At 63.3% G+C, this 19,873-nt stretch carries 19 protein-coding genes; 5 read left to right on the top strand and 14 right to left on the bottom strand.

Annotated elements, in window-relative coordinates:
• Positions 1-20 precede the first annotated feature (20 nt).
• The 10 genes from EK416_RS06120 to EK416_RS06075 all read right to left on the bottom strand — a co-directional run bounded on the left by EK416_RS06120 (position 21) and on the right by EK416_RS06075 (position 9,810).
• Positions 21-713, bottom strand: coding sequence for a hypothetical protein (locus EK416_RS06120; RefSeq protein ID WP_127076625.1), 693 nt, complete (start codon positions 711-713; stop codon positions 21-23).
• The gene (locus EK416_RS06115; protein WP_127076624.1) at positions 610-1,053 is read right to left on the bottom strand and encodes a GNAT family N-acetyltransferase; all 444 of its coding nucleotides are present in this window, start codon (positions 1,051-1,053) and stop codon (positions 610-612) included. Before EK416_RS06115 ends, EK416_RS06120 begins: the two co-directional genes overlap by 104 nt.
• Positions 1,050-3,194 carry a GTA TIM-barrel-like domain-containing protein gene (locus EK416_RS06110; protein WP_127076623.1) on the bottom strand — a complete coding sequence of 715 codons (2,145 nt, stop codon included), beginning with the start codon at positions 3,192-3,194 and terminating at the stop codon, positions 1,050-1,052. The genes EK416_RS06115 and EK416_RS06110 overlap by 4 nt, the downstream gene beginning before the upstream one ends.
• 10 nt (positions 3,195-3,204) lie before the next feature.
• Entirely contained in the window at positions 3,205-4,629 is a 1,425-nt protein-coding gene (locus EK416_RS06105; RefSeq protein ID WP_127076622.1) for a hypothetical protein, read from the bottom strand.
• Between the two features lie 194 nt (positions 4,630-4,823).
• Positions 4,824-5,213 (bottom strand): hypothetical protein, encoded by a 390-nt coding sequence (locus EK416_RS06100; protein ID WP_127076621.1) that lies wholly within the window; start codon positions 5,211-5,213, stop codon positions 4,824-4,826.
• Positions 5,197-5,490, bottom strand: coding sequence for a hypothetical protein (locus tag EK416_RS06095; protein ID WP_127076620.1), 294 nt, complete (start codon positions 5,488-5,490; stop codon positions 5,197-5,199). Before EK416_RS06095 ends, EK416_RS06100 begins: the two co-directional genes overlap by 17 nt.
• Positions 5,490-5,744 carry a hypothetical protein gene (locus EK416_RS06090; protein WP_127076619.1) on the bottom strand — a complete coding sequence of 85 codons (255 nt, stop codon included), beginning with the start codon at positions 5,742-5,744 and terminating at the stop codon, positions 5,490-5,492. Before EK416_RS06090 ends, EK416_RS06095 begins: the two co-directional genes overlap by 1 nt.
• A 73-nt stretch (positions 5,745-5,817) precedes the next feature.
• Positions 5,818-7,059, bottom strand: coding sequence for a P22 phage major capsid protein family protein (locus EK416_RS06085; protein ID WP_127076618.1), 1,242 nt, complete (start codon positions 7,057-7,059; stop codon positions 5,818-5,820).
• Positions 7,060-7,149: 90 nt separating this feature from the next.
• Positions 7,150-7,875 (bottom strand): hypothetical protein, encoded by a 726-nt coding sequence (locus EK416_RS06080; RefSeq protein WP_127076617.1) that lies wholly within the window; start codon positions 7,873-7,875, stop codon positions 7,150-7,152.
• A 27-nt stretch (positions 7,876-7,902) separates the two neighbouring features.
• Positions 7,903-9,810, bottom strand: a complete 1,908-nt coding sequence (locus tag EK416_RS06075; RefSeq protein ID WP_164729882.1) for a portal protein — start codon at positions 9,808-9,810, stop codon at positions 7,903-7,905.
• A gap of 87 nt (positions 9,811-9,897) precedes the next feature.
• On the opposite strand from EK416_RS06075, the gene EK416_RS06070 reads away from it, so the two are divergent.
• A complete protein-coding gene (locus tag EK416_RS06070) occupies positions 9,898-10,125 on the top strand; it encodes an antitoxin (RefSeq protein ID WP_127076615.1) in 228 nt (75 codons plus the stop codon).
• Positions 10,125-10,526 (top strand): type II toxin-antitoxin system VapC family toxin, encoded by a 402-nt coding sequence (locus tag EK416_RS06065; protein WP_127076614.1) that lies wholly within the window; start codon positions 10,125-10,127, stop codon positions 10,524-10,526. The genes EK416_RS06070 and EK416_RS06065 overlap by 1 nt, the downstream gene beginning before the upstream one ends.
• A 10-nt stretch (positions 10,527-10,536) precedes the next feature.
• Here the strand turns inward: EK416_RS06065 and EK416_RS06060 are convergent, their stop codons facing one another.
• Positions 10,537-11,934, bottom strand: coding sequence for a DNA-packaging protein (locus tag EK416_RS06060; RefSeq protein WP_127076613.1), 1,398 nt, complete (start codon positions 11,932-11,934; stop codon positions 10,537-10,539).
• Complete coding sequence (locus EK416_RS06055; protein ID WP_127076612.1) at positions 11,816-12,301, bottom strand: helix-turn-helix domain-containing protein; 486 nt, start codon at positions 12,299-12,301, stop codon at positions 11,816-11,818. Before EK416_RS06055 ends, EK416_RS06060 begins: the two co-directional genes overlap by 119 nt.
• A 416-nt stretch (positions 12,302-12,717) precedes the next feature.
• On the opposite strand from EK416_RS06055, the gene parE reads away from it, so the two are divergent.
• Entirely contained in the window at positions 12,718-14,793 is a 2,076-nt protein-coding gene (gene parE, locus EK416_RS06050; RefSeq protein WP_127076611.1) for a DNA topoisomerase IV subunit B, read from the top strand.
• Between the two features lie 108 nt (positions 14,794-14,901).
• Here parE and EK416_RS06045 read toward each other — a convergent pair whose 3' ends face one another.
• A complete protein-coding gene (locus EK416_RS06045) occupies positions 14,902-15,540 on the bottom strand; it encodes a hypothetical protein (RefSeq protein ID WP_127076610.1) in 639 nt (212 codons plus the stop codon).
• Between the two features lie 659 nt (positions 15,541-16,199).
• Here EK416_RS06045 and EK416_RS06040 point away from each other — a divergent pair.
• Positions 16,200-17,366 (top strand): hypothetical protein, encoded by a 1,167-nt coding sequence (locus tag EK416_RS06040; RefSeq protein WP_127076609.1) that lies wholly within the window; start codon positions 16,200-16,202, stop codon positions 17,364-17,366.
• A gap of 197 nt (positions 17,367-17,563) precedes the next feature.
• Here the strand turns inward: EK416_RS06040 and EK416_RS06035 are convergent, their stop codons facing one another.
• Entirely contained in the window at positions 17,564-18,472 is a 909-nt protein-coding gene (locus tag EK416_RS06035; RefSeq protein WP_127076608.1) for a PhzF family phenazine biosynthesis protein, read from the bottom strand.
• A gap of 527 nt (positions 18,473-18,999) precedes the next feature.
• Between EK416_RS06035 and EK416_RS06030 the strand changes: the two genes are divergently transcribed.
• Complete coding sequence (locus EK416_RS06030) at positions 19,000-19,674, top strand: outer membrane protein (protein WP_127076607.1); 675 nt, start codon at positions 19,000-19,002, stop codon at positions 19,672-19,674.
• Positions 19,675-19,873: the final 199 nt, after the last annotated feature.

The raw sequence follows: 19,873 nt of genomic DNA, 5'->3' as shown, positions 1-19,873 counted from the left end.
CAGCGGATCGGGGAGGGGGATCAGGAGCCGTAATAATAGGAGGCGAGGTTTTTGGCGGAGCCGGTTAGCGCGTTGACCGCGCTCGTCAAGGCAGCCGCCTCGGTCGACGCCGCCGAGAGCAGAGCGCCGCTTGTCGACGAGGCGCTCGACGTGGCTGCGCTTGTCAGCGCATTCGCCGCGTCCGCGCCGAGTGTCGCCGTCTTGTAGAGATTGTTCAGGCGGGTCTGATAGGCATCCGAAAGCGACTTCTGCGAGTAATCCTGAAGCGCGGCGAGCGTGTTGCCGGAAAGTCCCATGCCGTTCGCCGCCGCGGATGCCTCGATCCTGCTCAACCCGTAATCCACGCTTGCGGTGAAGCCGGGATCGGTCTTGAAACTCTCGTAATACGTTGATTGCGCATCCGATCCGTTCGCGCCTGTCGCATTGTTGTAGAGTGCCAGCGCGTTCGTGCCCGCCGTCAGATAGGGCTCCTGATAGCTCACCGCCTGTTCGTAGCGCCTCTGCTGAAGCGCCGCTGCCTCTTTCGCGGCCTTCGCCGTCGTCTGCGCGCCGAGATAGGAGGCCGCCGCCGAAGTCGCGCCGCCGAAGTCGCGCCGCCGAGGAGGGCCGTTACTGCTGCTTCTGCCATGGAAGATCCTTTGCGTAGACTGTTTCGAGGGGCTGAAACCGAAGCCGTTCGAGCAGCGTGAGAGTTCGGGGCATGCGCCCTGCAACGACGAGCCGCGTCGCGCCCTTTTCAATCGCCCATGCCTCGAAGGCGCGCAAAAGAGATGCGCCGTAGCCTCGCGCGCCGGGCTGCGCGTACCAGGCGGTTTTGAACGCGGTCGGCTCGCCCGTGAGGTAGTGCGGCGCGATCATGCCCGCGAGGACGGCCACCGCAGGCTCTTTCGCCGCCAGCAGCACCCGGTTTCGCTCGAAAATCTGCGCGAAGGCGAAACGGGCGAGCGCGCGTGGATCGGCGCGCCGTGCACCTTCCTCGGCATAAAACCGCAAGGCCAGTTCCACGAAACGGGCGGCATCGGCCTCGCTCGCCTGTCGAACGACGCCGCTCATGTGGCGAGCCTGTTCTGCGCGCGGAGCACCGCGAGTAACGAATTGATCGCGGCGGCTGCCTCCGAGACGGTCGGTTCGAGCGGCACGTTTGCGATCGCGCTCCCCTTCACGAACTCGATGCTCTGGAAGAAATCCGCATACTGCTTGTCGAGCTTGCCCGTCGCCGGGTCCACGATATAGGGGTGGCGGGGCGCGTAGGTCGTCGTCTTGGCCATGCTGTCAAGCTCCGTCGGCAAGGCGTAGGTTGAAAGCTTGCCCGCGATCCAGTGGCCGTAAGCCCAGTTCGCGGCGTCGCTCCAGACCCACCAGAACAGCGGAAAGTACGGATAGGGCCGCGCGTCCCATGTGTAGATCATGATGCGTGACACATCGACCATGCGGCCGTCATAGACGGTGCTTTGCGGGTTGTTCGTCTCCTCGAACGCGGCATCGGTCTCGTCGAAGAAGCGCAGCATCGAATGGAGGTAGCGGCGCTGGATGAGGTTGTCCGGCTGGCCGGTCGAGTGATGAGGCAGGGCGCTTTCCGCCGATTTCGGATCGTGGAACACGTTCGGCTGGTTCGATCCCTTGTCGATGGAGGGGCAGCCGAGTTCGGTGAACCAGAATGGCTTGGAGCGCGGCACCCAGGCCGTCGGTTCCGCAGCCTCGATGCCGCCGAGGCGGTCGTAATGCGGGTTCGCCCACCAGCCCCATATGTCCTTGTAGCGATAGATCCAGGGCTTGTGGTAGCCGCCGTCGGTGATAGGCGAACGCACCTGGGCGTCGCGGTCGGCGGTGCTGGCGTAGTACCAGTCGTAGCCTTCGCCGCCTCTGATGTTGCCCATCAGATAGTCGTAATCGGTGTTGGCCGTCAGCGTGCCGTCTTCCTTCAGCGCGCGGTCCATGTTCGGCGTGCCGTCTCGCCAGTCCGACAGCGGCCAGTAATTGTCGAAGGCGATGGCGTCTATGTTCGGGTCCGTCCACAGCGGATCGAGATGAAAGATAGCATCGCCCGTGCCGTCAGGCGGCTGATGGCCGAACCATTCGGACCAGTCCGCTGCGTAGGAGAGCCTGGCCCTCGGCAGAACCGCCTTTACGTCCGCCGCCAGTTGCTTCAGCGCCGTCACGAAAGGATAGCCCCCTTCCGCGCCGCGAAGCCACGTCAGGCCGCGAAGCTCCGTGCCGAGCAGAAAGATATCCACGCCGCCCGCATCCGCGCAGAGCTGCGCATAATGCAAGACGAAGGCGCGATACTGCCTGACGAATGCTGCGACTTCCGCCTCGACCTCGGCCGACCTGTCCGCGGTGGCATAAGCCTTCGTGATGCGTCCGCGCCATGGATAGACCGGTTGACCCGCCCCGCCCCGAAGCGGGTCCGGCAGCGCGTTGCCCGCCGGGATGTCCATCAGAATGAACGGCGTGAAGGCGACTTCGAGCTTGCGCGCCTTCAGATCCTTGATGCAGGCGACAAGCGATGTGTCGTCCGGCGTGCCGCCGAAAGCCGCGTTGCCGTCCACCTGCGAGACGACATGCGCCTCGCCGCGCGACATGCCCGCGCAACTCCAGCGATCTGGCATGGTCTCGAAGCTCGCGCGCGTGACGCCGGGCACGAGTATGCATTCGCCAGCGCGCAGATCGGTGCCGTACCACGAAACGAAAAGGTTCACGAGGCCGACATTCGGCAACTGGCTTTGCATCACATTGAGCGAAGTGGCCCAGTCGCACGCCGCGCCGCCGATGCGCCCGGCCCTGTTTGCGGCGGCATGGGCGAGGAGCCACATATCGCGCTCATAAATGCTGAAGGCGTTTTCCGTCGCCACATATTCAGTGCCCGCCGTGACCTGGTCGCGCAAAACTTCATATGGCGCGTAGGCGAACTCGGTTGCGGCGGGGATCATGGTCACGGCGCGGACGGCGCTCGCATAGGCCGTTTCGTTCGAATCGAAGCCTTTTTCAGTCCAGCCTTGCGCCACAAATTCGCGGATGAGCGCATTTGCCGTGGCCGCGATCCCGGTCCACGAAGCGTCGCTTTCCAGATCGGCGATCGCTGGGCCGGTGCGTCCCTTGAACTTCGAGAGAAAGGCGCGCGTGTTGTTGTCGACGCGGCCCTTGCGATCGACCGAAAAGCCGAACGGACTGAATAGGTTGTCCTTTCCGGTCATGATGCCGTCCTCACGGTGCGATGGCGCGCACGCGCGCTTTCGCCGAGAGGATGCCGCGCATGACCGGCGACGACGATGCGAGGCGAAACGTTCGACCGCCGCGGGGCGCCGCGCCGAGCTGATGGAAACTCGCTACCGTGAATAGCTCGCCCACGCGGCCGAGGGAGGCGACACGCCCGCCGGTCCAGGTGACGCCGCCATCGTCCGACCAGTCGAGCATCAGCTTAGGGTCGGCGGTGTCCTCGTCGTTGCTCGTCATGCCGACCCCCGGAATGATGTCGACGTCGAGCTGGTCGACGATGAGGCCGTTCGGGAAAGCATGCAGCGGTGCCGACTGCGCAAGAAAGAGATAAGGTTGGCCGCTTGCCGTATAAGACGCATCGTCGAGCACGTGAAGGCTCGCATCGACGCCCGAACCGATCACCACCTTGCCGTTGAAAGAGGCATGCCCACGCGCCGTCCAGTGATCGAGTTCGCCGCTCGCCCGCTCGTGCCAAAGCCCGGTGGCCAGGTCGAATTCGAACGTCCAGTAGGGGCTCGTGACGGCATAGAAGTCATGGCCGTTGAAATGCGTGTAGACGGCATAAAGCGCGCGCCGCTCGTCCCACGACAGCGCGGCGATGGCGCGCTCGATGGCGTGTGTGGAGATGCGCTGCGGCTCCGACCCGGTGAGTTGGCGGACGACGCCGTTATGGTCCACGAAGAGGAGCGAGTCCCCGACGCTTGCGGCCGTGTGCTCCGCAATGCAGCCGATGTCGATATCGGCGCGGATCGGCGCGAAGGCGAACGGCGTGGTGCCTGCGTTTTCCCAGATTTCCAGGCTCGCCTCGCCGAGCGCGATGAGGGCGCCCCGGTGCGTGACGATTCGGCGAAGTCCATCCGAGCGGCTCGTGGTGGTCGCGAATGACAGGGCATTGACTGTCACCGCGTCGTTCAGCGCTGTGTGAAAGATGCGCCCGTCGGCGATGGAGAAGACGAGATAGCCGTCCAGGAAGGTCACGCTGTTCGGAGCGGGAAGCGTCGTGATATCGGGGGCGGCGATGGCGTTCGTCGCGGTGTCGAGCACGTAATAAACTCCGTCGGCGACGATGCCGATCTGCGGGTTCGTCTGCTGGTTCGCGGCCATGACGACCATGGAACTGCCCGCGATCTCGCCCGAGACCACTGCGGCGTTGCCTGCATCATCGAATAGCGCCGCACGCGTGCCCGCGACCACGTAAAGCCCCTTGCCGTAGACGTAAAGCATCCCACGGCAGGGGCCATCCAGGCCGGTCTCACCCCGGTCGAAGCGCCTTGTGCCTGGCACCGCATAGACCGGAAGCGAAGCCTTTGCCGCTTGCCCCATTGCCTCGGCGTAGCCGTTGAGGAGGCGCTGGTTCGACACGACGCCGCTTGCGCCTTTGTTCGATGTGTGACCGAATTCGACGGAAACCATGACATTACTCCGGGAGCGTTGAGCGCTTCTGCGGTGGAGGGTTGAGAGCGTTTCGAGCGAGGGGAGGTCGCGCTTCTGGAGCGCCGGAGCCGGTATCGAGGGACGGGGCAGGTCCGCCCCCTTTGCTGAGTGCGTCCGGCTGAAACGCTCCGCGTCGCGCACCAATCGGAGCGACACCAGTCGGATCCTCTAGTCTAGCGGCGCTGGCTCGGGAGCGCGGTGAGCGCACGGTCTTGCGATGCCTCAGGCGCGGCTACGAAGGCGGCGAGCATTGCCGCGTAAGCCTTCTTCGCACGGCTCTGGATCGAGGGTTGCGCCTCGATGCCGCTTTCGCTCGCCAATTCGACCGCGAGCAGCGCTTTCGCCCCTTCCACGAAACAAGGCGGAAGCGGGAAATCGTCGTCGAGGTCGGCGGTCTCCGGCGTCACGTTGCCCGCGACGATGCCATCGGCGGCCCATGCGCCGAGCATGCCACCATAGGCTTGCAGGCCGGCGACGGCGCGCGCGGGATCGAGGTTCGCGCCGAGCGGCAGGAGACCCAGCCGCCGATACGCGCCGGTGATGACGTCACGCGCCGTAGTCATGGAGAACCTCGCCGAGCGCTTGCCTGAGACGGGCTTTCGTCCAGCCCGGCTCGACCTTCAGACCGCAATCGCCTGCAAGTTCAAGCATGCGTCGGCGGGACATGGTGTCGAGGGCTTCGGCATCGGGCGCGCCCCCCTCGGGCGACACGTCTTCAGCTTCCCCGACGTCGGGGACGGGAAATCGCTGCCAGCCTTCCTCGCGCGGCACCTCGCCCGCGGCACCGAAAAGGCGAGCTTCGCCCTTCCGATACATCCAGAGGCGTGTGTCGGCGTGCATCACGAGCCCTTCATCAGGCCCAGCCCGACGAGCGTCGCGCGGATCTCGTTCAGAAGGGTGACGATCGCTTGTGCCTGCGCCTCGCTGAAGCCGTAAGGTGCGGCGTTGGTCGGCGCGGTCGCGGGCACCGCGGCCTGTGCGGAGCCAGAGCGCTGCGGCGTGGGCGTGGCGTTGTAAAACGAGATGAGGTCGCTCGGGCTCTGGCCGAGCACGGTGCCGTCAGGATTGCCGTCGGAGGGATGGCGAACGGGCATGGAATAGCTCCTCGGTTCTGGACAAGTGGTGCGCGGTCTGCCGGGGCTGTGCCCGGTTGCTGACGCTCGCGGCTTACGCCGCCGACCCGGAAAGGCGCGTGGCGAGGTCGGGGTAGATCGGCTTCACGCCGTAAAGGATGTCGAGCCGCCACATGTTGATGTCGTTGACGATGTCGTAGTCGCAGATGACGCGGATCGAGAGCCCGTTGTAGCTCTGCCGCGCCTTCTTGCTGGCCCCCTCGGGCAGTTCCATCGGCACCATGCAGAGCGCGAAGGCGTTCTCATGAAAGACGAGGTTCTGCGGATAATTGGCGCCCGCCGTTCCCGCGAATGTCAGCGCCGCGTTGGCTGCAGGCGCCGCGCTCACGGTCTGATACTGGCCGGATACGATGATCGCGGGCGAAATCGTAAGCGCGTCGGCGTTGCCGGTTGCCGTAACGGGCGCCTTCACGACGAACTGCTGGAGATAGGGAAGAACCTGCTTCGTGACAGGGTTCACGGCGTAAACGCCCGCGAGGGTGAAGACGTCGCCCGCATTGAGCGTGGCGCCCGGCGTCAGCCCGTCCACGAGGATCGCCGTCTCGTCCGAGTCCTTGGCGGCGAGCCACGTCGTGACGCCCGTATTCGTGACGCCGTTTGCCGAGGCGATGGCCGAGATCACCGGCGTGCCCGCGTGATTGCCGACCGTGTAGCTGACGACATTCTGCGAGGCGTAACAGTCGGTATTGCCGACGAGCGGAAGGCGCGACTTCTCAAGCGCGGTCTTCGCCACGTCCGGCACATGCAGGCTCGTGAAGCTCGACGCCATGCCGTAGAAATCGGCGGGCGAGAGGCACGCCGTGCGCGGGGTCGGCACCGCCATTTCATCGAGGCGCTGCGGCGCGGCGATGAACGACCTGTAGCCGTCGAGCGTTTTCCCCGGCGTGCCGACCCAGTTCCACACCGCCTTGTAGAGAGACAGCACGTCGAGATCGACCTGATTTGCCAGCGCGATCATCGGATGCTTCAGATAGCGCTCGGCGAAACGGTCGATGGACAGCGTCAGGTCTTTCGTCGGAAAGCGCAGGTCGACGCCGCGCTGCGTGTCGACCTTGATCTGCACCTTGCCTTCGGTCGCGTCCTGCATCTGCGCGACGGAGCCGGAGCGGACGGCGTATTTCACCGGCTTGCGGATGGTGAGCGTGTCGCCGATCTTCGTTTCGCCGAATTCGGCCTCGTAGGCGCGATACACCATTTTCGCGGCGACGAGGTTATTGTCGAGCTGCATCAAGCTTTCTTTGGCGATGAGGCTCGGCGTGAGAAGGGTAGAGGCCATGCGGGGAGGTTCCTTGGATTGAGGGAGGCGCGCCTGTCCGTTCCGCGCCGTGAAGCGGGCTCTAAAAAGGGCCGATTGCCGTTGGATTCGTCAGTAGCCGCGCGCGCGGCGGTATTCGTCGAACGTCATCTGGTCGAGCGGCTTGCCCGCGTTGCCGCCGCGCCCGGTGAGCGCGCCGATCGGCTCGGGCGCGCGGCTGACTGCGGCTTGCGCAGTGTCGAGCCGGGTTTCGAGCCGCGCGATTGCCATCACCTGACTGACGGGCGGAAGCGCCGCGATGCGCGCGGCCTCGCCGGGATTCTTGCCGAGGTAATAGGCGATCTCCGCGCCTCGCGGCATTCCGCGGATCGCCTCCGCCATGATCGGCGTGACGGCGAGGTTCGGATTGTGGGCCACCTCGTCGAAGTCCGGGACCTTTTCGCGGAATGCGGAGGTCGCTTCGCCCCAGGCGTCGTAAGCGGCGCGAGCCGCGATCTCGCGAGCCTGCTCGGCCTGCCGGGCGAGGATCTCCGCGCCGACCTCGCGCACGGCCTGCTCGGCCACGGCGCGGGTGTAGTCTTCGGGGGTGCGGTAATCCTGCGGGCGCCCCGCGTTCTGCAATCTCTGGCGAAGCGCCTCCGCCTGAGCCGCGCTCGTTTGAGCGAGGGCGTCGGCGACCTCCTTGTCGCGAATGAGGCGGTCGACGCGTGCCTTTCCGGGCGCGCCTTTGCGCCGTGCGGCGCCGCCTCTGTCTGCGGCCTCGCTCGCATCGTCGTGAAGGGCGGAAAAAGCCAAGGCGGCTTCGTCCGCCGACGGGGTATCGCCGGGGATGGTCATGCGCGGTCCTTTTGCTGATGGAAGAAACTAGAGGGCGGCGGGTCCTGCGGGAGCCTTGCCGCTCGCCTTGAGTTCTGCCTCGGCCTTCGCGGCGTCGAGTGCAGCCTGTTGAGCGACGGCCTCGGCCTTGGCGGCATCCGCGCCGGACTTGGCGGCTAGGCTCTGGGCGCGGGCGAGTTCGGCTTCGGCGAGCGCCTGTTGGCGTGCCTGCGCGGCCCGAACCTCGGGCGATGCAGCCTCTCCTGTAACCTCCGGGGGCGTGCGTTTCAGCCGCGCCGCGATTTCGTCGGCGCCCGGCCAGTCCATGGTCTTCGCGACGAGGTCGCCCGCGATCCCCGCCGCCTGCGGCACGGCGCGGATGAACTGAAGCATCGCGTCGGCAGCCTCCGAGCGTCGCGTGGCGTAGGCCGGTCCTATCTTCACGCGCACGTCGTAGACGCCTTGCGAAAGGTCGTTCAGCAGCATGGGCTTGCCGTCAACGCCCATAACGGCGGCATTGATGCGCACGGGCTCCTGGCTGTCGTCCTCTCGCATGATGCGAAGCGTCCGCTCGCTGTCGTAAATCTTCGGCACGAGGTCAATCAGCGCCTTGCCGAGATGATGCAGCGTCGCCATCAGGTTATCCTGATAGTGAAGCGCCGCGTTGCCGCCCTGATTTTCACGCGCCCGAATGGCCACGCCGGAAATCTCGTTCGACCGCGCCCAGAGCGCTGCGTCGTAGATGCCCGTCGTCGCCTTCATCTCGTCGGCGGCGATGGCACTTTCCTGCGTCAGCGCGGTCGGTACGTCCGGCGGCGGCTCGCGCATCGGGCGGCTGCCTGGTGCGTCGGGGTCCGGCTCGTAGAGAAGATAGGGGCGTGCGACACTGTTCTGCGTGTCCCACTGGCCCTTGAATTTTGCGATCATGGCTGGCGTTGCGAGGAACGGCGAACGCGGCGCGAGCGCGATGGCTTCCGCCGCCGCCGAACGCCAGAAATTATAGAGCTGTTGCGGGTCGCGCGCGGCGCGTATGAGGCCGCTGCGGACGGTTTTCGTCTCGAGCGCAGTTTCCGCGCCGATCACCGGAAAAATCGGGATGGTGCGCCCGGCCCAGGCGTTCGGTCCTTCGAGTACCTCGCTGCCCGAAAGCAGCCAGCGTTCCACCTTGTGCGAGCGAACCTTGCGCGTGGCGACGATCCCAAGCCGCGGCAGCTCCGCCGGGTCGACCTCGGTGATGTCCACTGTCTCGCCGCGCGCGAGCCTTGCGATGGCGCGCTCGACGGGCCGCTTAACCCAGTATTCGCAGACGCGCACGGCATCGCGGCTTGCCCAGAACAGGCCGCTTTCCGCGCTGCCATCGGCGGGCGTGTCGAAATCGGCGGGGGCCGCATGGGGGAAGCGCGCTTCGAATTCTTTGCGGCCGATCATCTCCGACACGAGGCAATAATCGGCATCGGCGCGGCTCGGCTCGATGGCAGCCGGGTCCCAGAACACCGAAAGCGGATGCTGGATGCGCTTGATCAGGATTTCCTGCTCGAAGGCGTTGTCGTCCACATAGTCGGTGGCGAGGCGGAAATGGCCGATGCCACACGCGACCGCGTAATAGACCGCATGCGCGAAGACGTGCGTCGCGTTCGAGCGATACTGGATGTGCCGGAACAGGCCGGAAAAGATCTCCGCCAGCGCTTCCGTCGCCGCGCCGCCCGCCGGGATGGCCTTGATCTGCGGCGGGTTCATGCGCACGCTGTTGGCGACTTGATGCACGAATTGCGGCAGGCGGTTGATGGTGAGACACGGGCGGCTCTGCGCCTCGCGCTGCTGGCGCACGGCGGCGGGCCACTGGTCGCCCGCGAGGAACTTCAGATCGGTGAACGCATCTTCGCGGTTCTCGCGATCCTGCAGCCATGCGGCTGCGAGGCGCTCCCGCGCCTCCCGAACGATGTCGATGTGGGGCAAGGGAACCTCTTTGGGGCGGTGACGCGCGTGCTTGCAGTTCAATGACGTTTGGCATATGCTGCTGGCATATGTCTGAGGGCAGTGTGAATGGAGCGTCAGGTCAAACTTTTCAAAAACGGGCGCAATCAGGCCGTCCGCATCCCGCGCGAATTCGAGTTGCCGGGAGACGAGGCGATCATGCGCAAGGAAGGCGACAAGCTCATCATCGAGCCGATGCGGAAACTCTCTCTTCTGGAACTCCTCGATACGCTTGAGCCGATCGAGGATGAGTTTCCCGAGATTGAGGATCTGCCTCCGGAACCAGTCGATTTCTGATGCAGTATCTTCTCGATACGAACATCGTTTCGGATCTCGTTCGGAACCCTAAGGGCCTCGTCCGAAAGCGGATTCGCCAAGTCGGGCAGACGAATGTCTGCACCAGCATCTTTGTCGCGTGCGAAGCGCGTTACGGAGCCGCCAAACGAAATTCGCTCCAGCTCACCCGGCAGTTAAATCTTATTCTCGCAACGATTGATATCCTGCCTTTCGAGGCACCCGCCGATACAACCTATGCCGCGCTTCGCTCAAATCTTGAACGGGAAGGCCGGTTGATCGGAAACAACGATCTCTTCATCGCCGCTCACGCTCTCACGCTTGGTTGCACGCTTGTGACGGCCAATGAACGCGAGTTCGCCCGCATCGACGGGCTTCTGTGCGAAAACTGGTTGCGCAGTTGAGGTGAAGTATTCAAGTAAGCCAGCTTCCGCCGCCCCCGCGCTCATCGTCCCACGTCGCGGCGTCGGGAACGGGGCGGATCATGCGCGGGAACAGGTCGGCCAGCGCCCACACCAGCGCATCGACGCGGTCGGCCGCGCCGTCGCCCTCGATGCCGAAGGGCGTGAACTGCACCATCTGATCTTCGAGTGTCGGCAACGCGCCAACATGGCTCACGCGGCCCTGCGCATAAAGCGCGGCGATGGGCTCGGCTCGCACGGTCTTGCCGCGGCTCGCGCGAACCGCCCGGATCGGCAGCCCGCCGCGCACCGCGCGCAGCACCGTCTCCACCATTGCGCCGCCCTGGTTTATCTCGACCACCACGGCGTCCGCTTCGTACCTGTCGAAGCCTGCGACCGCTTTTTGAGCCCAGCCCATTGGTCCTTGTCGGTTGGAGAGATCGTCAAGGACGTAACCGCGACCGTCTTCGCCGAGGGCACAGACGACAATCCCAGTTTCTGAAGTCTTATCACCCGCCCCGCTTGGGCGTGCCGCGGGGTCGATCCCCACCACAACACGGTCAAGCCGGGGAAGCGAAGCTCCCCGAGCAACGCGGTGCCGATCCAGCATAGATCGCGTCCAAAGAGCGTCAGCAACGTCGTCCAGGAGTTCTGCATTGATTTCCTGCCTCCCAAGTCTTGAACCTTCGTAACTTTTCACAACCGTATTAAAGTAATTTTGCGCCAGATTGGCGCGATTGTCATACGTGCTGCCGCGCGTCAAGACGACGCCATGCCCCTCTTTGGCGAGAAATTCGCGAATAATTGCAATGGGGCGTGGCGTCGTGGTCACAATCTGACGGGGGTCATGGCCGAGCCGGAGGCCGAACTGCAACATATCCCAGGTTTCGCGTGCATAACGCCACTTCGCGAGTTCGTCGCACCACGCCGCGTCGTGCTGCGGCCCGCGCAACTGATCCGGCTCCGTCGCATTGTAGAGCATCGCGACCGCGCCGTTCGGCCAGGTCAGCCGACGCTTGGACGGCTCGAATTTCGGGCGAAAGCCGCGCGGATGGATGGGGAGAAGGCCGCTCGGCCCTTCCACGATCACGTCGCGCGCGTCTGCTGCCGTCTCGGCCACCAGTGCCACGCGCGAATATCGTCCGCCCGAGAGCGGCGTCGGCCCGCAGACGCATGCGCGCACCCATTCGGCGCCGGTGCGCGTCTTGCCGGCACCGCGCCCGGCGAGAATGAGCCAGGTATGCCAGTCGCCGGATGGCTCGCGTTGTTCGGGCCTTGCCCAGAATGCCCAATCAAATCGGAGGCTTTTCAGCTCCCTTGCCGTCAGTTGCGAGAGGAAGTCCGCTCTCCGCTCCGGCGTCAGCGATGCGAGAAAGCTTGCGCTCCATTTCGTCCCGGAGTTGCTCGGCATTCACGCTGTCCTCCGGGTTTTCCTCACGCAGCGGCGGAAGCTTGTCGCGGAAGCGCTTGCGGAACCGGTTTCGCATCTGAAGCGCCCAGCCGCCCGCGTTCCACGTTCGCATGAACTGGCCCTTGCGACCGGCGGCGAGCCACCATGCATATTCGAGTTCCTTGGCACGGGTCATCGCGTCGCGAAACTCCTCATGTGTCTTGGTCCAGGCGGTGAGCGTCTTCACGCTGACATGGAGCGCGGCGGCAATTTCGGCCTTGCAGCAGCCCTCGGCGGCGAGTTCCAGCACCCGGTCGCAGTAAGCCGCGTTATAGAGAGTGGGGCGTCCGCGACCCCGCGGCCGCAAGATTTCGAGATCGGTGCCCATGTCACCTCTTGAAACGAAGCAGTGTTTACGGGGAAGTGGTGCAGAGCGTTATTGTCGAACTGTGTAACAGCGTGCCGTTTCTTCCGGCATCATCTGCAAGCGTTCTGCAACTATACTGATTGATAGGGGAAGTCACCGTCGCCGTGCAACGGCGGTGTATCCGACGTATCGCGAAGATGGTCGACATGGCTAAGAAACATTAAAAGCGACGGCACCCGGCACCGAAAGCCGCGGGGCGCGAAGTCTCATTCGCTCCAAAAAGACTTAAATGGGCCATCCGAGGTTGTCGTTTGTCCGCGACTTCCCCCGGTCGCTTGCGCCTGCCCCTTGCCAAATCGGTCGCAGCTTGCAACTTTCCATCCTCGCATCCGGTTGGGATTCGCGGCGCTTCGTCGGCGCGCCGGAAGGGGAGAAGGATGACCAAGCACAGCGCAGCGGCGACACGCGATCTTTTCGGCGAAGGCGGCGAGCCGGAAAAGCCGAGGGCGGCCGGAAGCGTGGCGCGTGGCGTTGCGCCTGCCGAAAGCTACACCGCAGCCGACATCGAGGTGCTGGAAGGGCTGGAGCCGGTGCGTCGGCGCCCCGGCATGTATATCGGCGGCACCGATGAGAAGGCGATGCATCACCTCTTCGCGGAGGTGATCGACAACGCCATGGACGAGGCCGTGGCGGGACATGCGAGCTTCATCGAAGTAGCGCTCGACGCCGATGGCACGCTTTCGGTCGCGGATAACGGGCGCGGCATCCCGATCGACCCGCATCCGAAATATCCGGGCAAGTCTGCGCTCGAAGTCATCATGACCACGCTGCATTCGGGTGGAAAGTTCAACTCGAAGGTTTATTCCACAAGCGGCGGCCTGCACGGTGTCGGCATCTCGGTCGTGAACGCGCTTGCCGAGAAGCTCGAAGTCGAGGTGGCGCGCAACGGCAAGCTTTATCGCCAGACCTTCGCGCGCGGCCTGCCGACCTCGAAGCTGGAAGAAGTCGGCGCTGTGAGGAACCGGCGTGGCACGACTGTTCGTTTCCACCCCGACCCCGAGATCTTCAAGGAACGGTCCACGTTCCGTCCCATCCGTATTTTCAAGATGGCACGCGCGAAGGCCTATCTCTTCGGCGGCGTTGAAATCCGCTGGAGCTGCGCGCCGGAGCTTCTGAAGGGCGATGCGGATGTTCCAGAGAAGGCCGTCTTTCATTTCCCCGGCGGCCTGCGAGACTTCCTGTCCTCTCGCATCGAGAAGCTGACCACGGTTACGAAGGATGTGTTTTCGGGCCGCGTTCAGAAGGAAGGCGGACATGGCAGCGTCGAGTGGGCCATTGCCTGGATCGCAGACGATGACGGCTTCATGCAGTCGTATTGCAACACCGTGCCGACACCCGAAGGCGGCACGCACGAGCAGGGCTTGCGGGCGGCGCTTACGAAGTCTCTGCGTGCGTATGGCGAACTCACGAACAACAAGCGTGCCGCGCAAATCACGGCGGACGACGTTTTCGTCGCCTCGGGCGCGATGCTTTCGGTCTTCATCCGCGAGCCGGAATTTCAGGGGCAGACGAAGGACAGGCTGTCTACCGCAGAGGCCGCGCGCATTGTCGAAAACACCGTCAAGGATGCGTTCGATCATTGGCTGACCGCATCGCCCCAGCAGGCGAACGGCCTTCTGGACTTCGTCATCGAGCGCGCGGAAGACCGTCTCAGGAAGAAACGCGAGAAGGAAACGCAGCGGCAGAAGGCGACGCGCAGGCTCAGGTTGCCCGGCAAGCTCGCGGACTGCTCGAAGAATGCGAAGGACGACACCGAAATCTTCATCGTCGAAGGCGACTCGGCTGGCGGTTCCGCGAAACAGGCGCGCGACCGCGCCACTCAAGCCATCCTGCCGTTACGCGGCAAGATCCTGAACGTTGCCAGCGCCTCGCGCGACAAGCTCGCCCAGAACCAGCTTCTTTCGGACCTGACGCTCGCGCTCGGCTGTGGAACCGGCAAGCACTACAACGACGCCGACCTTCGCTACGACCGCGTCATCATCATGACCGACGCCGATGTCGACGGCGCGCATATCGCGTCGCTGCTGATTACGTTTTTCTATCGGCAGATGCCGGATCTGATCCGCAACGGCCATCTTTTCCTCGCGGTTCCCCCTCTTTACCGTATCAGCCAGGGTGGCAAGACGGCCTATGCGCGCGACGATGCGCACCTGGCGGAATTGAAGCGCACCCTCTTCAATGGACGCGGCAAGCTCGAAGTCAGCCGCTTCAAGGGCCTCGGCGAGATGATGCCCGCCCAGTTGAAAGAGACGACGATGGACCGGAAGAAGCGCATGATGCTGCGCGTCGAGATTGCGGGCCGCGATGGCGATCTGACCGGCATCGATGCGAAGTCGGAAGAGGCGGCGGCCGCTGAGGTCGTCGAGCAACTGATGGGCAACAAGCCGGAAGCGCGCTTCCGTTTCATTCAAGACCGCGCCGCCTTCGCCGAGCCTGAAGCGCTGGACATCTGATCGTCGATGGAATGTGCTGTTGTGGGGCGTTTTTTCAGTTGGGCGTCGTCGGGGCAACAAGGCGCCGTCGGGACCGGACGATTGTCCTGATGAAAGCTCCAACGGCGTCTACAAGCCGGGCCAGGAAAAGCTGGCATTCGCAAACATGCTTTTCGTTTTAGGGACCGGCCGGGAAGCGCGCGGAATGGATGCACGCTTCGTTCTGGCTGCACTCGCGGGCCGTTCTTTTTTTGACGCACGGCCGCGCTGCGTGAGCGCAGGGCCACGCGACGCCTGACCAGAACGAGTGCGTATGCCTGCCGAAGGCGGAGGATAATCGCCGGATCGAAGATGAGACCCGGCCGCGATGTCGTCGCTCGTGCGGGCGTCGGCGATCTTCGCTACCGTGATCGCGACCGTTTGCGCGTTGATCGATGGAGGCGCATTGACTGATTTCTCGTCGCGCTTCACGGCTTGCAAGGCAGAAAGAAGAGCTGATGTCGGCTGGGGTGCCTTCGCTCCGTTGAAACGCCGCACAGCTGTGCGCATGGTCTTCGTCCAAGCTTTCGAGATCGGCCCCTGATAAAGGCCAAGCCGCGAGAGTTCCTTGCCGATCGCCTCGATCAGTTCGGCTCGCGTGTTCGGCACCGGCAATACAGCAGCCGCATCGCTCAATTTTACAGGAAGCGGACCGGTCGGAGCGGAAGCCGTCCCCGGGCGTTGTTCTGAACGCTCATTCACTTTCTGCTCCGCCGCAGCGTTCTTCAATGTCGCGGGTGCGGCGGCGCCCGTTTTATCAGGCGACTTCGACAAGTCCGCAGTTCTGAGCGCTCTCGGAGGGCCCGCGCGGAACTGATCCGCCAGCATCGGCAGCCCGATCAACGCCGCCGTGCTGCAAAGGAGCAGAACAAGTGGGCGCATTCCATAAACTCCTCGACGCAAGTTGCCAGTCGGCTACGGGGTCAACAAGGGCTCCGGGAATTCGATCCTGATACGGTAAATCTAATCTTCGGTTGCGGCACGACAGATCGCAACCGATTTTGTCACTTCTCGGCAAAATTCAGTGAACGGCGTGTGGAAATCAACATAAAGGTTCAGAGCTTCAACCTGTCCACCAGATCTTGTGCAGCGAAATTAATCCTCGCTTAACACTTCACGAATCACTAAAGCTGATGTCGGGGGCCTAATAAGCGCTTGATCTTGCGCCGGAAAAGACTGCGGACCAGCGGCGGAACGCAGCCTTGACGAGAAAGTCTCGTTCCGGCTCAGCGCGAGCGCACACGGACATGTGACTTCTGCCGGGTCTTGTCGGCGCGTCTTTGCGGGGCGCGCCACCCGGGATATTGTATCACGTCAGACCGACAGAATTCGCTGGCCCCCTTGCAATGGCGCCGCCAGCGGAGCGGCGCCCCATATGGGGGCAAGGCATGAGACACGTACTCGGTGTAGCAGGCGTTATGGCGGCGGCGATTCTTCTCATCGTCTCCGCAGCGATGAACTGGAAATTCGGATATACGCTCGGCAAGTCCGAGTTCGAGTCGCAGCTTTATGGCGGGGCGAGTGCTGCTGCCGACTGCTTCAAGGCACTGCTGCCGTTCTTTATCTTCGCGGCGCTGCGCAATCGCAGTTACAGTCAGGCGCTTGGCGGCGCACTGCTGTTCGTCGTGTGCTTTTCCTATTCGCTTTCGTCATCGCTGGGTTTTGCCGCGCTTAATCGTGCTGACACGACGAGCCAGCGCGTGCTGAAGGTCGAGACGCATGCGGATCTTCGGTCCGATCTCGAACGCGCGCGCGCCGCGCTGGCTGCTCTGCCCGAGCACCGCCCGTCCGGCACGGTTGCGGGTGAAATCGAGGCGTTCAAGCAGAATGGCCGCTGGATATCGAGCGGCGAATGCGCGAATGCGACCGCGACGAAAAGCATGACCTATTGCGAGAGCTACTTCAAGTTGAAGGCAGAGCTAGCGGTTGCAGAGCAAGCCGACAAGCTCGATGCGAAGGTTACGCAATTGCGCACGGAACTCGGCGACCTGACTTCGGAGGCGGCGACAAAAGCCAGCGATCCTCAGAGCCAGATGCTGGCCGGGCTTACCGGGTATAAGACCGAAGACGTGCAGACGGCGTTGACCGTGCTGATCGCGCTTCTCGTGGAGCTTGGTGCAAGCCTCGGGTTCTATACGGCCTTTTCCTATTGGCGGATCTTCGACGTCAAGGGCCTGCCCGCGCCTGAACCCGTTCGTGTCGTCGCGCCCGCGCCTGCCTTCGCGCCCACGCAGCGCCTTCCCGCTCTGGCCTTCGATGAGGATGCGGATCTGACACCGGCTCAACCCAAGACGGACGTCGAGCTTTATTTCGACGAACGGGTCGGCCGCGAGAACGGCTCCAGTGTGACGGCTCTCGCGCTTTACGACGACTACTGCCAGTGGTGCGAGGCGAAGGGCAAGCAACCGCTCGGTCTGCCGATCTTCACGCGCCGCTTCAGCGATCTCGGCGTTCAGAAAGCGAAAGTCGCCGGTCGCATCCGTTATATGGACGTGCGCCTGCTGTTTTCGGCGTCGGACGACGACGGACTGCGAGAGCTTTCGGCGGTTTCCTAAGGTACCGTTGCGGCAAGTCGAAAATAGCCGGGTTCACGCCCGGCTATTTTTTTGCCCGGGGATCGGGCTTCCAACCATCGGTTCGGCCAGGGCCGTCATGCCGTATGTCAGACGCGATACCACGCTTTAGATCTGCGTTGGGAAGAGATTGTCCGTATTCAATCGATGCCGCCAGGTCGATCCAACCAGGCTGGCGCCTATATGGACAGCTTTCCGCGCATGACGAGGCGGGCGAACCCGCCGATGCGGACGCGCTTGAGCTTGCGCGACGCTATTTCGATTTCGAGCCTGATTTCGCTCGGTCTTCCCATCTCGATGCCTTGTTCGATTGCGAACTCGGACGTCCCCTCCGGCAGGATATCGAAACGATGGATGACCGCCGAGAAGGCCGCGGCCGCCGATCCGGTCGCGGGGTCTTCAGCCACGCCCAATGACGGCGAGAACATGCGGGCATGAAATGCCGCGCTGTGCTGAATGGTCTCTCGGCAATAGAGGTAAACCTTGCCGCCCGAGCCGTGGAAGGCTTCATCCCAATGCTGCGCCACGATATGGGCGCGCCCGATCGCTTCGAGGTCGCGCACCGGGACGAAGGTGAATGGAGTCCCCGCATCGTATTGCGACGGCTTGTGATTGGCGAAGCCGATTTCGCCAGGAGCAAGGCCCAGCGCTGCCGCGATGCGGTCGTCATGGGCGGGCGCGCCGGAAAGCTCCGGCAATTTCGGCACGTCGAATTCCGCGTAAGGCGCGCGTCCCCGTCTGCCGACCACACCGACCCGAATGCTTCCGATCTCTTCTTCCAGAACGATGAGCGCATCGCAATCGGCTGCGGCCCCCGATATCCGGTCGTCGGCGAGCTGGATCGCCACGCCGACGGTCGGATGACCGGCGAAAGGAAGTTCGGCGGCGGGGGTGAATATGCGCACATAGGCGGTATGGGCCGGCAGCCGAGGCGGCAACACGAAGACGGTTTCCGAGAGATTGAACTCGCGCGCGACGGCCTGCATCTCTTCGGCCGAGAGGTCGCCCGAGTCGAGGACTACGGCCAGCGGGTTGCCCGATAGCGCCGAGTTGGTGAACACGTCCCACACTGCATATCGCCGTTCCATCAACCCGTCCCTGCCTGACGTTCCGTCTCGATTTTGAGCGAGAATAATCTATTTGGCGGGGCCGTGCGACCGGAAAAGGCGGATTTCTCTAGGGATTGCAAGGGATGAAATGTCGTGTTCAAGCCCGCAAATCGAGACGGCTTTTTCGGCTTTCGATGTCCTCATCTGAGTCGCGGGACACACCAAATGGTGGCGCAAATGGCCGCTTTTCTCGCATTTGGAGCGCGTCCGGCCTCAACCTGAGGAGCGCTTTGCTCGCCCCTGTTGCCTATATGCCACCCAAACCGATGCGCGAATTAAATGTAGGCGGATCGATAATATACGGAAAATATTGATATATTTTGTTCTATGACGCAAAAAGGCTTGGCATGCCAAGCATCCGGCTCCTTGCCGGTAGCTTGTTGCGCCGCACTGCCTCGGAGACTAGTATCCGCCTATCGAATGAAACGCAGGCACTGCCTAGGGCTGGTGGTGTCACGTGTGCTTTCATACGTTGACAACACAGAAGACTAGATGGGGAACTTGAGATGAAACTTCTTTCCGGCATCGCTGGCCTGACGCTCGCCAGCGTCGTGGCTATTGCCTCTGCAAATTCGGCTGACCTCTATCGCGGCCAGGCTGGCGGTTACAAGGACGGCCCGGTGGTTGCTCCCGTTGCGACCTGGACCGGCTTCTACGCTGGTATCAACGGCGGCTACGGTTGGGACGATATCGATTCCGACTCGAGGTTCGACGGCGACTTCAATGGCGGCTTCGGCGGCGGTCAGATCGGCTACAACTGGCAGGGCGCTTTCGGCACCAGCCCGCTCGTGATCGGTATCGAAGCTGACATCCAGGGTTCGGGCGTGGGTTACGACGCGCACAGCTACGAAGCTAACCTTGATTATTTCGGCACCGTTCGTGGTCGTCTCGGCTACGCTCTCGGTAACAGCCTCGTCTACGCCACGGGCGGTTTCGCTTACGGCAGCTTTGAGGTCAAGGGCAACGGCTGGTCGAAAGACGAGACCGAAACCGGCTGGGTCGTCGGCGGTGGTCTTGAACACAAGTTCACGCCGAATATCTCCGGCAAGATCGAATATCAGTACCTGAACTTCGAACTCGACGGCAACAGCAACTACAAGGATCTCGACTTCGGCGTCAACACGGTCCGCGTCGGCCTGAACTATCACTTCGGTTCCACGGGCTACGAGCCCCTGAAGTAGGCTTCGGCTTCTTCCGGAATGAGAGAGCGGCGCCTTCGGGCGTCGCTTTTTTTGTGTCTCGCGCAATCTGCTGTGCGGGTTGGCCGGGGCGGCAGGCCGGGCTTCTCATGGCTTCTTGATCGCAAGGCGTTCCCGGCGCCAGCCGGTGCCAAGGTTGCTCAGGCTGGAGCTTTCAGGACGCGCTTCAGCTGCGCCCGAT

This window comes from Rhodomicrobium lacus (assembly GCF_003992725.1).
GTDB lineage: Bacteria > Pseudomonadota > Alphaproteobacteria > Rhizobiales > Rhodomicrobiaceae > Rhodomicrobium > Rhodomicrobium lacus.
This window is presented reverse-complemented; position numbering and strand designations above follow the sequence as displayed.